7 protein-coding genes and 2 CRISPR repeat arrays (1 of these 9 cut by a window edge) are annotated in these 13,081 nt (G+C 50.6%); of the genes, 1 reads left to right on the forward strand and 6 read right to left on the reverse strand.

Features of this window, described 5'->3' with window-relative positions:
• Nucleotides 1–2,145: direct repeats of the CRISPR family, unit length 30 nt; unit sequence GTTTTTATCGTACCTATGAGGGATTGAAAC (it extends 3 nt beyond the left edge of the window).
• Nucleotides 2,146–2,213: 68 nt separating this feature from the next.
• Nucleotides 2,214–3,122 (forward strand): Rpn family recombination-promoting nuclease/putative transposase, encoded by a 909-nt coding sequence (locus NST29_RS02290; RefSeq protein WP_033842532.1) that lies wholly within the window; start codon nt 2,214–2,216, stop codon nt 3,120–3,122.
• A 156-nt stretch (nt 3,123–3,278) separates the two neighbouring features.
• Nucleotides 3,279–3,644: direct repeats of the CRISPR family, unit length 36 nt; unit sequence GTCATAGTTCCCCTGAGATTATCGCTGTGGTATAAT.
• 405 nt (nt 3,645–4,049) lie between these two features.
• On the opposite strand, the gene NST29_RS02295 is transcribed toward NST29_RS02290, so the two are convergent.
• From NST29_RS02295 to NST29_RS02320, 6 genes are all read right to left on the reverse strand, one after another.
• The gene (locus NST29_RS02295; protein ID WP_033842531.1) at nt 4,050–5,186 is read right to left on the reverse strand and encodes an IS110 family transposase; all 1,137 of its coding nucleotides are present in this window, start codon (nt 5,184–5,186) and stop codon (nt 4,050–4,052) included.
• Between the two features lie 419 nt (nt 5,187–5,605).
• The gene (locus tag NST29_RS02300) at nt 5,606–6,742 is read right to left on the reverse strand and encodes an IS110 family transposase (RefSeq protein ID WP_033842531.1); all 1,137 of its coding nucleotides are present in this window, start codon (nt 6,740–6,742) and stop codon (nt 5,606–5,608) included.
• 419 nt (nt 6,743–7,161) lie between these two features.
• Entirely contained in the window at nt 7,162–8,298 is a 1,137-nt protein-coding gene (locus NST29_RS02305) for an IS110 family transposase (RefSeq protein ID WP_033842531.1), read from the reverse strand.
• 419 nt (nt 8,299–8,717) lie between these two features.
• A complete protein-coding gene (locus NST29_RS02310; RefSeq protein WP_033842531.1) occupies nt 8,718–9,854 on the reverse strand; it encodes an IS110 family transposase in 1,137 nt (378 codons plus the stop codon).
• 419 nt (nt 9,855–10,273) lie between these two features.
• Complete coding sequence (locus tag NST29_RS02315) at nt 10,274–11,410, reverse strand: IS110 family transposase (protein ID WP_033842531.1); 1,137 nt, start codon at nt 11,408–11,410, stop codon at nt 10,274–10,276.
• Nucleotides 11,411–11,829: 419 nt separating this feature from the next.
• A complete protein-coding gene (locus NST29_RS02320; RefSeq protein WP_033842531.1) occupies nt 11,830–12,966 on the reverse strand; it encodes an IS110 family transposase in 1,137 nt (378 codons plus the stop codon).
• Between the last annotated feature and the right edge of the window lie 115 nt (nt 12,967–13,081).

Raw genomic sequence — 13,081 nt, forward strand, 5'->3', positions numbered from 1 at the left:
TTTATCGTACCTATGAGGGATTGAAACTAGTTTGTCGGGATCGCTCCCTTTATCGTCGGCACGAAGGTTTTTATCGTACCTATGAGGGATTGAAACGGCTTTCTGTTTTTCAAAATCGATAGTGACAAGAAGTTTTTATCGTACCTATGAGGGATTGAAACTAATCAATCTCGATGACAAGCCGCACTTGTCAAAACGTTTTTATCGTACCTATGAGGGATTGAAACTCTGGACGTACCCTCTGGGTAGGAGGGGCTGAAAAGTTTTTATCGTACCTATGAGGGATTGAAACAAGTACTTTTGCAGCAACCGGAGTGCCATCATTATAGTTTTTATCGTACCTATGAGGGATTGAAACCTTGACGAGTTTTACGTGCTACTTCCGATGGCGTTGGTTTTTATCGTACCTATGAGGGATTGAAACCAGGAAAGGGATTTCAGCCGGCAAATCGGCCACTTCGTTTTTATCGTACCTATGAGGGATTGAAACTGCATGTAAACTGTGATGTAAATATAAAAATTTATGTTTTTATCGTACCTATGAGGGATTGAAACGCGCACCAACCTAGGAGTACGAGCGAAAAGCCGTGGCGTTTTTATCGTACCTATGAGGGATTGAAACTTTCGGCGACGAATCGAATGGCACAGGCGACAATCCGTTTTTATCGTACCTATGAGGGATTGAAACCATCGTGCCGCTATGGGTGTATTACACACCAAAAAGTTTTTATCGTACCTATGAGGGATTGAAACATGGTGAGGTATAAACAATATGAGGAGGTGATTTCGTTTTTATCGTACCTATGAGGGATTGAAACAAATCAACGGCGGAAACGGTTTGGAACGGAGTAAAAAGTTTTTATCGTACCTATGAGGGATTGAAACATTGATACTAAGTCGGCAACAGCAACAACTTTTCCGTTTTTATCGTACCTATGAGGGATTGAAACCTCCTTGGCCGGAACGAACGGAAACAAAGCGATTGTTGGGTTTTTATCGTACCTATGAGGGATTGAAACAGCGCTCGTTTCATTGCTTCAATGACAATTTCATCTCCAAGTTTTTATCGTACCTATGAGGGATTGAAACATGCGTCCGCATTTTCAAACACATGGTCAATCAATGGTTTTTATCGTACCTATGAGGGATTGAAACCGACAAGGATGCAGAATACACGGAAGGGGAACTGCTGTTTTTATCGTACCTATGAGGGATTGAAACTGGTCAGCTTTCTCTTGCACAGGAGCTTGAATCGTTGTTTTTATCGTACCTATGAGGGATTGAAACGGTCATGCCAGCATAAAAATGACCGCTGACACGTAGTTTTTATCGTACCTATGAGGGATTGAAACTCAGTTGGCTGTTCTTGCGATCGGGTGGCTTCCTGGTTTTTATCGTACCTATGAGGGATTGAAACGATGATGTTGTCCATAAGAAAAACAGATCGTAACTTGTTTTTATCGTACCTATGAGGGATTGAAACCTTGTCCGTTTGCGAGATCAGTATGAAGTCATATCCGTTTTTATCGTACCTATGAGGGATTGAAACAAGGTGCCGCTTGTATCAAATATGAGGGACACCTAGTTTTTATCGTACCTATGAGGGATTGAAACGATGTACAAATGAAAACAAGCACAGGGACATTAACGTTTTTATCGTACCTATGAGGGATTGAAACTTTTTCCTAATCCTCCTAAAGCCGCCGGTTTCTCTTCGTTTTTATCGTACCTATGAGGGATTGAAACTGCAATGATTGGTAAAGACGCTAGAGAGATGGAGGAATGTTTTTATCGTACCTATGAGGGATTGAAACAATAATTCATAAAGGAGTGTATCAAATGAAACGCATTTAGTTTTTATCGTACCTATGAGGGATTGAAACTAGATAGTCCGACATATTTGTTCGATGACGCTATCGTTTTTATCGTACCTATGAGGGATTGAAACCTCGGTTCGCCTTGCGTATTCGGTTGCCCTCCATCGTTTTTATCGTACCTATGAGGGATTGAAACTCCTTTGCTTGATATGTCCCGGCTTCTGCGTATTGGTTTTTATCGTACCTATGAGGGATTGAAACAATACATCGCCGTGCGGGCGCGGAAGGTGGCGTAGTCGTTTTTATCGCACTTATGACGAATTTTTCACTGTGAGCAGGATGTTGCCTTGGGGACGGCGAATAGAAAAAGAGAGACCGTCAAGTTGAGGTGATTGAATGGCGATTGACCATGATCGGCTGTTCAAAGAGCTGATCCGCACGTTTTTCGAAGAGTTTCTGCTCCTCTTTTTCCCCGATATGCACGAGCATATCGATTTCCACCATCTGTCCTTTTTATCCGAAGAGCTGTTTACCGATGTGACGGCCGGTGAAAAGTACCGCGTTGATTTGCTGGTCGAGACGAAGCTGAAAGGCGAAGACGGGCTGATCATCGTGCACGTGGAAACGCAAGGGTATGTCCAGCCGTCGTTTGCCGAGCGCATGTTCCTCTATTTCAGCCGCTTGTATGAAAGTTACCGGACCCGCATCGTTCCGATCGCCGTCTTCCACTATGATTCCCTCCGCGAGGAACCGTCTGTGTTTTCGATGGAATTTCCGTTTGGGGAAGTGCTGCAGTTTCGCTTTTTTCCGGTGGCGCTGCGGAAGAAGCAGTGGCGGGAGTACATTCGGCAGGACAATCCGGTCGCGGCTGCGCTGCTCAGTCAAATGGGGTATACTGAAAGAGAGAAGGTGGAGCTGAAAAAAGAGTTTTTGCGCATGTTAGTGCGGTTGGAGCTCGATGAGGCGAGGCAGCGGCTGCTGCTTGGGTTTTTTGAGACGTACGTGAAGTTGACGGAGGAAGAGGAACAACAGCTGCAAAGCGAGGTGAAGGCGATGGAAACGAAAGAACGAGAGAAAGTGCTGGAGCTGATCATCTCCTACGAGCAAAAAGGGAAAAAAGAAGGGCTGGAAGAAGGGGTAAAACGCGGCCTTGCGCAAGGGATGAAACAAGGAATGGAACAAGGCATGAAACAGGGAATGAAGCGGCTTATTCAGACGATGGCACAAAAAGGGATGACGGCCGCCGAGATTGCCCAGTTGGTGGATCTTTCTGAAGAAGAGGTTCGAAGCTTGTTGAGCGAGTAAGAGGAAAAGGGTGATCGATCTCACCCTAGTGTTTCCTGTTGAATGAATATTGAGAATAGAGAAGAAGGCGGTCATCCACCGCCTTTTTGTTGGGTGAAAATCGCATCAGTGAGTTGTGATTTTTACGTCTGGATGGAGGCGATAAATTCCGCTCTTGTCATAGTTCCCCTGAGATTATCGCTGTGGTATAATAATGATGGCTACGACTTTGCGAATGGATCAGTCATAGTTCCCCTGAGATTATCGCTGTGGTATAATGAACGCTGGCCGGATTGGGTTGCCAGTGCCGTCATAGTTCCCCTGAGATTATCGCTGTGGTATAATAACAGGCTTCTCAGGATGTTGAACGTATCGGTCATAGTTCCCCTGAGATTATCGCTGTGGTATAATAAATAACAAAAGAAGAATACGAAAAAGAATGTCATAGTTCCCCTGAGATTATCGCTGTGGTATAATGATGATGATTTATACTCCCCCGGCAAGAAAGTCATAGTTCCCCTGAGATTATCGCTGTGGTATAATACGTATCCAAAAAAGCCTGCAATCTCAAGGATCGCAGGCTTTTTTGCTTTTAAAAAAATACGAATGTGTCTATGCAATAGGGGGAACCATTTCCGTTTTTTAAAAAAGTGTCAGCTGTGTGGATGTCATTTTCTTTTCTTGGGCTGTTGGTTCCCCGAGAAGCAGTTGCATTTTTGCGTACTGCTTTTCCGTGAAAATGCAGGCCTGACGCGGATTTTCATCCCCGGGTGGAGGACAGATCGCGCTGTCCATGGACCTTTTCCGTGAAAATCCCCACCACTGGGTGAGTGCTGTATACGCTCCTGATCCGTGCGGGTATACTGAAAATGGCCAAAGAAGGCAATAGGAAAGCAGAGGTGCCCGATTTTCGGACATCTCGTATGATCTGGCTGCCTGTTGGCTATACTAGATAAGTTGTGGTTGGCGGAACGACTCTTTGCGGGAGATCATGCAAAAGATGATCACCAACATTCGTCGAGCCGTGGCGATGAGGGCTTTTTTCTTCCCGCATCGGGCCGCCAACGACCAAAATTTTCGGGACAAGGGATGTGTCTTGGATCGAGCTGCTGACCATGCCGCCTCGCATAACGCTGATCGAAGATGGGGATTGCCTTTAGTCGTACGCGTGCTCTTTCGCTTTCCGGCGCTTTCATGGTTGCCGGGGGACAACCCCGTCCATGAAGCCACCCGTTCCGGCGTTTCAAAGACGCTCATGTCGGTTCCCATCTCGGCGATGATGACGGCGGCGGTTTGTTTTTTGATTCCAGGCATGGTCATCAGTAAGTCCACTTCCTCCCGATACGGCTCGAGCAGGCGGTCGATGTGCTGGTCGACTTCTTCGATTAACTGCTCCAATTCCTCCACGTGTTTCCACAAGAGGCGAAGGAGACGGAGCTCGTGTTCGGTCAAGGTGCCCAGCAGCGAATCATACACCGCCTGCTTTTTCGTTTTGAGCCTGCCGCGCAGGCATTGATCCAGCTCGTCCTTGTCCACGTATCCCTTCTCGAGCAGCCGGGCAAGGATGTTTCGTCCGGAAACGCCGAAGAGATCCGAGAGGACGGAGCCCAGTTTGACATTGGAAGACTCCAGCACTTTTTGAATCCGGTTTTTCTCTGAACTCAACTGTCCGACCCACTTTTTGCGGAGGCGGGTAAAATCCCGCAATTCGCGAATATCCGCTGGGGGGACGAAACTTTTTTCAATGAGTCCATGGCGGAGCAGCTTGGCGATCCACTCGGCGTCAGAGACATCGGTTTTTCTTCCCGGGACATTTTTGATCCGCTGCGGATTGGCCAGTGTCAAGTCGACATAGCCCTCGAGGAAGGCAAAGACCGGTTTCCAATACACGCCGGTGGATTCCATGGCGACATGGGTAACGCCATGTTCTTCGAGCCACTCAAGCAGGTCGCCAAGTCCTTTCGAGAACGTGGAGAAGGTTTGAATGTCCTTTTGAATGTGTCCATCTTCTTCCCATAGCGCGCAGGCGACGATGGTTTCGGCATGAACATCCAATCCTGCGCAGCGAGGATAGATGACATCCATGATGAAAATCCTCCTTTTCGATGATCGAGTGCGCAAACAGCGAATCCACGGGAGAAATGCGGCAGTTTTCCGTTCGTCGTCACCTTTCCTCTATCACAGGAAAGGGCGGACAATGGGTGGTGCACCCAGTGGATTCAAACACTTTTCCGTACAGGGTCTAAGCCACCATTAAGCATAACGTCCTGTTGAACTGTTTGCGCCTATTCTTCATTATGGGAAGAAAAGGGGGATTTTCATCCCTGGGTGGAGGGCAAAACGTTGCCCATGGATCTTTTCCGTGAAAATCCCCACCACTGGGTGAGTGCTGTATACGCTCCTGATCCGTGCGGGTATACTGAAAATGGCCAAAGAAGGCAATAGGAAAGCAGAGGTGCCCGATTTTCGGACATCTCGTATGATCTGGCTGCCTGTTGGCTATACTAGATAAGTTGTGGTTGGCGGAACGACTCTTTGCGGGAGATCATGCAAAAGATGATCACCAACATTCGTCGAGCCGTGGCGATGAGGGCTTTTTTCTTCCCGCATCGGGCCGCCAACGACCAAAATTTTCGGGACAAGGGATGTGTCTTGGATCGAGCTGCTGACCATGCCGCCTCGCATAACGCTGATCGAAGATGGGGATTGCCTTTAGTCGTACGCGTGCTCTTTCGCTTTCCGGCGCTTTCATGGTTGCCGGGGGACAACCCCGTCCATGAAGCCACCCGTTCCGGCGTTTCAAAGACGCTCATGTCGGTTCCCATCTCGGCGATGATGACGGCGGCGGTTTGTTTTTTGATTCCAGGCATGGTCATCAGTAAGTCCACTTCCTCCCGATACGGCTCGAGCAGGCGGTCGATGTGCTGGTCGACTTCTTCGATTAACTGCTCCAATTCCTCCACGTGTTTCCACAAGAGGCGAAGGAGACGGAGCTCGTGTTCGGTCAAGGTGCCCAGCAGCGAATCATACACCGCCTGCTTTTTCGTTTTGAGCCTGCCGCGCAGGCATTGATCCAGCTCGTCCTTGTCCACGTATCCCTTCTCGAGCAGCCGGGCAAGGATGTTTCGTCCGGAAACGCCGAAGAGATCCGAGAGGACGGAGCCCAGTTTGACATTGGAAGACTCCAGCACTTTTTGAATCCGGTTTTTCTCTGAACTCAACTGTCCGACCCACTTTTTGCGGAGGCGGGTAAAATCCCGCAATTCGCGAATATCCGCTGGGGGGACGAAACTTTTTTCAATGAGTCCATGGCGGAGCAGCTTGGCGATCCACTCGGCGTCAGAGACATCGGTTTTTCTTCCCGGGACATTTTTGATCCGCTGCGGATTGGCCAGTGTCAAGTCGACATAGCCCTCGAGGAAGGCAAAGACCGGTTTCCAATACACGCCGGTGGATTCCATGGCGACATGGGTAACGCCATGTTCTTCGAGCCACTCAAGCAGGTCGCCAAGTCCTTTCGAGAACGTGGAGAAGGTTTGAATGTCCTTTTGAATGTGTCCATCTTCTTCCCATAGCGCGCAGGCGACGATGGTTTCGGCATGAACATCCAATCCTGCGCAGCGAGGATAGATGACATCCATGATGAAAATCCTCCTTTTCGATGATCGAGTGCGCAAACAGCGAATCCACGGGAGAAATGCGGCAGTTTTCCGTTCGTCGTCACCTTTCCTCTATCACAGGAAAGGGCGGACAATGGGTGGTGCACCCAGTGGATTCAAACACTTTTCCGTACAGGGTCTAAGCCACCATTAAGCATAACGTCCTGTTGAACTGTTTGCGCCTATTCTTCATTATGGGAAGAAAAGGGGGATTTTCATCCCTGGGTGGAGGGCAAAACGTTGCCCATGGATCTTTTCCGTGAAAATCCCCACCACTGGGTGAGTGCTGTATACGCTCCTGATCCGTGCGGGTATACTGAAAATGGCCAAAGAAGGCAATAGGAAAGCAGAGGTGCCCGATTTTCGGACATCTCGTATGATCTGGCTGCCTGTTGGCTATACTAGATAAGTTGTGGTTGGCGGAACGACTCTTTGCGGGAGATCATGCAAAAGATGATCACCAACATTCGTCGAGCCGTGGCGATGAGGGCTTTTTTCTTCCCGCATCGGGCCGCCAACGACCAAAATTTTCGGGACAAGGGATGTGTCTTGGATCGAGCTGCTGACCATGCCGCCTCGCATAACGCTGATCGAAGATGGGGATTGCCTTTAGTCGTACGCGTGCTCTTTCGCTTTCCGGCGCTTTCATGGTTGCCGGGGGACAACCCCGTCCATGAAGCCACCCGTTCCGGCGTTTCAAAGACGCTCATGTCGGTTCCCATCTCGGCGATGATGACGGCGGCGGTTTGTTTTTTGATTCCAGGCATGGTCATCAGTAAGTCCACTTCCTCCCGATACGGCTCGAGCAGGCGGTCGATGTGCTGGTCGACTTCTTCGATTAACTGCTCCAATTCCTCCACGTGTTTCCACAAGAGGCGAAGGAGACGGAGCTCGTGTTCGGTCAAGGTGCCCAGCAGCGAATCATACACCGCCTGCTTTTTCGTTTTGAGCCTGCCGCGCAGGCATTGATCCAGCTCGTCCTTGTCCACGTATCCCTTCTCGAGCAGCCGGGCAAGGATGTTTCGTCCGGAAACGCCGAAGAGATCCGAGAGGACGGAGCCCAGTTTGACATTGGAAGACTCCAGCACTTTTTGAATCCGGTTTTTCTCTGAACTCAACTGTCCGACCCACTTTTTGCGGAGGCGGGTAAAATCCCGCAATTCGCGAATATCCGCTGGGGGGACGAAACTTTTTTCAATGAGTCCATGGCGGAGCAGCTTGGCGATCCACTCGGCGTCAGAGACATCGGTTTTTCTTCCCGGGACATTTTTGATCCGCTGCGGATTGGCCAGTGTCAAGTCGACATAGCCCTCGAGGAAGGCAAAGACCGGTTTCCAATACACGCCGGTGGATTCCATGGCGACATGGGTAACGCCATGTTCTTCGAGCCACTCAAGCAGGTCGCCAAGTCCTTTCGAGAACGTGGAGAAGGTTTGAATGTCCTTTTGAATGTGTCCATCTTCTTCCCATAGCGCGCAGGCGACGATGGTTTCGGCATGAACATCCAATCCTGCGCAGCGAGGATAGATGACATCCATGATGAAAATCCTCCTTTTCGATGATCGAGTGCGCAAACAGCGAATCCACGGGAGAAATGCGGCAGTTTTCCGTTCGTCGTCACCTTTCCTCTATCACAGGAAAGGGCGGACAATGGGTGGTGCACCCAGTGGATTCAAACACTTTTCCGTACAGGGTCTAAGCCACCATTAAGCATAACGTCCTGTTGAACTGTTTGCGCCTATTCTTCATTATGGGAAGAAAAGGGGGATTTTCATCCCTGGGTGGAGGGCAAAACGTTGCCCATGGATCTTTTCCGTGAAAATCCCCACCACTGGGTGAGTGCTGTATACGCTCCTGATCCGTGCGGGTATACTGAAAATGGCCAAAGAAGGCAATAGGAAAGCAGAGGTGCCCGATTTTCGGACATCTCGTATGATCTGGCTGCCTGTTGGCTATACTAGATAAGTTGTGGTTGGCGGAACGACTCTTTGCGGGAGATCATGCAAAAGATGATCACCAACATTCGTCGAGCCGTGGCGATGAGGGCTTTTTTCTTCCCGCATCGGGCCGCCAACGACCAAAATTTTCGGGACAAGGGATGTGTCTTGGATCGAGCTGCTGACCATGCCGCCTCGCATAACGCTGATCGAAGATGGGGATTGCCTTTAGTCGTACGCGTGCTCTTTCGCTTTCCGGCGCTTTCATGGTTGCCGGGGGACAACCCCGTCCATGAAGCCACCCGTTCCGGCGTTTCAAAGACGCTCATGTCGGTTCCCATCTCGGCGATGATGACGGCGGCGGTTTGTTTTTTGATTCCAGGCATGGTCATCAGTAAGTCCACTTCCTCCCGATACGGCTCGAGCAGGCGGTCGATGTGCTGGTCGACTTCTTCGATTAACTGCTCCAATTCCTCCACGTGTTTCCACAAGAGGCGAAGGAGACGGAGCTCGTGTTCGGTCAAGGTGCCCAGCAGCGAATCATACACCGCCTGCTTTTTCGTTTTGAGCCTGCCGCGCAGGCATTGATCCAGCTCGTCCTTGTCCACGTATCCCTTCTCGAGCAGCCGGGCAAGGATGTTTCGTCCGGAAACGCCGAAGAGATCCGAGAGGACGGAGCCCAGTTTGACATTGGAAGACTCCAGCACTTTTTGAATCCGGTTTTTCTCTGAACTCAACTGTCCGACCCACTTTTTGCGGAGGCGGGTAAAATCCCGCAATTCGCGAATATCCGCTGGGGGGACGAAACTTTTTTCAATGAGTCCATGGCGGAGCAGCTTGGCGATCCACTCGGCGTCAGAGACATCGGTTTTTCTTCCCGGGACATTTTTGATCCGCTGCGGATTGGCCAGTGTCAAGTCGACATAGCCCTCGAGGAAGGCAAAGACCGGTTTCCAATACACGCCGGTGGATTCCATGGCGACATGGGTAACGCCATGTTCTTCGAGCCACTCAAGCAGGTCGCCAAGTCCTTTCGAGAACGTGGAGAAGGTTTGAATGTCCTTTTGAATGTGTCCATCTTCTTCCCATAGCGCGCAGGCGACGATGGTTTCGGCATGAACATCCAATCCTGCGCAGCGAGGATAGATGACATCCATGATGAAAATCCTCCTTTTCGATGATCGAGTGCGCAAACAGCGAATCCACGGGAGAAATGCGGCAGTTTTCCGTTCGTCGTCACCTTTCCTCTATCACAGGAAAGGGCGGACAATGGGTGGTGCACCCAGTGGATTCAAACACTTTTCCGTACAGGGTCTAAGCCACCATTAAGCATAACGTCCTGTTGAACTGTTTGCGCCTATTCTTCATTATGGGAAGAAAAGGGGGATTTTCATCCCTGGGTGGAGGGCAAAACGTTGCCCATGGATCTTTTCCGTGAAAATCCCCACCACTGGGTGAGTGCTGTATACGCTCCTGATCCGTGCGGGTATACTGAAAATGGCCAAAGAAGGCAATAGGAAAGCAGAGGTGCCCGATTTTCGGACATCTCGTATGATCTGGCTGCCTGTTGGCTATACTAGATAAGTTGTGGTTGGCGGAACGACTCTTTGCGGGAGATCATGCAAAAGATGATCACCAACATTCGTCGAGCCGTGGCGATGAGGGCTTTTTTCTTCCCGCATCGGGCCGCCAACGACCAAAATTTTCGGGACAAGGGATGTGTCTTGGATCGAGCTGCTGACCATGCCGCCTCGCATAACGCTGATCGAAGATGGGGATTGCCTTTAGTCGTACGCGTGCTCTTTCGCTTTCCGGCGCTTTCATGGTTGCCGGGGGACAACCCCGTCCATGAAGCCACCCGTTCCGGCGTTTCAAAGACGCTCATGTCGGTTCCCATCTCGGCGATGATGACGGCGGCGGTTTGTTTTTTGATTCCAGGCATGGTCATCAGTAAGTCCACTTCCTCCCGATACGGCTCGAGCAGGCGGTCGATGTGCTGGTCGACTTCTTCGATTAACTGCTCCAATTCCTCCACGTGTTTCCACAAGAGGCGAAGGAGACGGAGCTCGTGTTCGGTCAAGGTGCCCAGCAGCGAATCATACACCGCCTGCTTTTTCGTTTTGAGCCTGCCGCGCAGGCATTGATCCAGCTCGTCCTTGTCCACGTATCCCTTCTCGAGCAGCCGGGCAAGGATGTTTCGTCCGGAAACGCCGAAGAGATCCGAGAGGACGGAGCCCAGTTTGACATTGGAAGACTCCAGCACTTTTTGAATCCGGTTTTTCTCTGAACTCAACTGTCCGACCCACTTTTTGCGGAGGCGGGTAAAATCCCGCAATTCGCGAATATCCGCTGGGGGGACGAAACTTTTTTCAATGAGTCCATGGCGGAGCAGCTTGGCGATCCACTCGGCGTCAGAGACATCGGTTTTTCTTCCCGGGACATTTTTGATCCGCTGCGGATTGGCCAGTGTCAAGTCGACATAGCCCTCGAGGAAGGCAAAGACCGGTTTCCAATACACGCCGGTGGATTCCATGGCGACATGGGTAACGCCATGTTCTTCGAGCCACTCAAGCAGGTCGCCAAGTCCTTTCGAGAACGTGGAGAAGGTTTGAATGTCCTTTTGAATGTGTCCATCTTCTTCCCATAGCGCGCAGGCGACGATGGTTTCGGCATGAACATCCAATCCTGCGCAGCGAGGATAGATGACATCCATGATGAAAATCCTCCTTTTCGATGATCGAGTGCGCAAACAGCGAATCCACGGGAGAAATGCGGCAGTTTTCCGTTCGTCGTCACCTTTCCTCTATCACAGGAAAGGGCGGACAATGGGTGGTGCACCCAGTGGATTCAAACACTTTTCCGTACAGGGTCTAAGCCACCATTAAGCATAACGTCCTGTTGAACTGTTTGCGCCTATTCTTCATTATGGGAAGAAAAGGGGGATTTTCATCCCTGGGTGGAGGGCAAAACGTTGCCCATGGATCTTTTCCGTGAAAATCCCCACCACTGGGTGAGTGCTGTATACGCTCCTGATCCGTGCGGGTATACTGAAAATGGCCAAAGAAGGCAATAGGAAAGCAGAGGTGCCCGATTTTCGGACATCTCGTATGATCTGGCTGCCTGTTGGCTATACTAGATAAGTTGTGGTTGGCGGAACGACTCTTTGCGGGAGATCATGCAAAAGATGATCACCAACATTCGTCGAGCCGTGGCGATGAGGGCTTTTTTCTTCCCGCATCGGGCCGCCAACGACCAAAATTTTCGGGACAAGGGATGTGTCTTGGATCGAGCTGCTGACCATGCCGCCTCGCATAACGCTGATCGAAGATGGGGATTGCCTTTAGTCGTACGCGTGCTCTTTCGCTTTCCGGCGCTTTCATGGTTGCCGGGGGACAACCCCGTCCATGAAGCCACCCGTTCCGGCGTTTCAAAGACGCTCATGTCGGTTCCCATCTCGGCGATGATGACGGCGGCGGTTTGTTTTTTGATTCCAGGCATGGTCATCAGTAAGTCCACTTCCTCCCGATACGGCTCGAGCAGGCGGTCGATGTGCTGGTCGACTTCTTCGATTAACTGCTCCAATTCCTCCACGTGTTTCCACAAGAGGCGAAGGAGACGGAGCTCGTGTTCGGTCAAGGTGCCCAGCAGCGAATCATACACCGCCTGCTTTTTCGTTTTGAGCCTGCCGCGCAGGCATTGATCCAGCTCGTCCTTGTCCACGTATCCCTTCTCGAGCAGCCGGGCAAGGATGTTTCGTCCGGAAACGCCGAAGAGATCCGAGAGGACGGAGCCCAGTTTGACATTGGAAGACTCCAGCACTTTTTGAATCCGGTTTTTCTCTGAACTCAACTGTCCGACCCACTTTTTGCGGAGGCGGGTAAAATCCCGCAATTCGCGAATATCCGCTGGGGGGACGAAACTTTTTTCAATGAGTCCATGGCGGAGCAGCTTGGCGATCCACTCGGCGTCAGAGACATCGGTTTTTCTTCCCGGGACATTTTTGATCCGCTGCGGATTGGCCAGTGTCAAGTCGACATAGCCCTCGAGGAAGGCAAAGACCGGTTTCCAATACACGCCGGTGGATTCCATGGCGACATGGGTAACGCCATGTTCTTCGAGCCACTCAAGCAGGTCGCCAAGTCCTTTCGAGAACGTGGAGAAGGTTTGAATGTCCTTTTGAATGTGTCCATCTTCTTCCCATAGCGCGCAGGCGACGATGGTTTCGGCATGAACATCCAATCCTGCGCAGCGAGGATAGATGACATCCATGATGAAAATCCTCCTTTTCGATGATCGAGTGCGCAAACAGCGAATCCACGGGAGAAATGCGGCAGTTTTCCGTTCGTCGTCACCTTTCCTCTATCACAGGAAAGGGCGGACAATG

The sequence above is a fragment of the Geobacillus sp. FSL W8-0026 genome, assembly GCF_037966255.1.
In the GTDB taxonomy this organism is placed as follows: Bacteria; Bacillota; Bacilli; order Bacillales; family Anoxybacillaceae; genus Geobacillus; species Geobacillus icigianus.

What these genes read in the sequence shown, in the direction of transcription:
- NST29_RS02320 (WP_033842531.1), bottom strand. Translation starts at nt 12,966, where the DNA reads ATGGATGTCATCTATCCTCGCTGCGCAGGATTGGATGTTCATGCCGAA.
- NST29_RS02300 (WP_033842531.1), bottom strand. Translation starts at nt 6,742, where the DNA reads ATGGATGTCATCTATCCTCGCTGCGCAGGATTGGATGTTCATGCCGAA.
- NST29_RS02290 (WP_033842532.1), top strand. Translation starts at nt 2,214, where the DNA reads ATGGCGATTGACCATGATCGGCTGTTCAAAGAGCTGATCCGCACGTTT.
- NST29_RS02295 (WP_033842531.1), bottom strand. Translation starts at nt 5,186, where the DNA reads ATGGATGTCATCTATCCTCGCTGCGCAGGATTGGATGTTCATGCCGAA.
- NST29_RS02315 (WP_033842531.1), bottom strand. Translation starts at nt 11,410, where the DNA reads ATGGATGTCATCTATCCTCGCTGCGCAGGATTGGATGTTCATGCCGAA.
- NST29_RS02305 (WP_033842531.1), bottom strand. Translation starts at nt 8,298, where the DNA reads ATGGATGTCATCTATCCTCGCTGCGCAGGATTGGATGTTCATGCCGAA.
- NST29_RS02310 (WP_033842531.1), bottom strand. Translation starts at nt 9,854, where the DNA reads ATGGATGTCATCTATCCTCGCTGCGCAGGATTGGATGTTCATGCCGAA.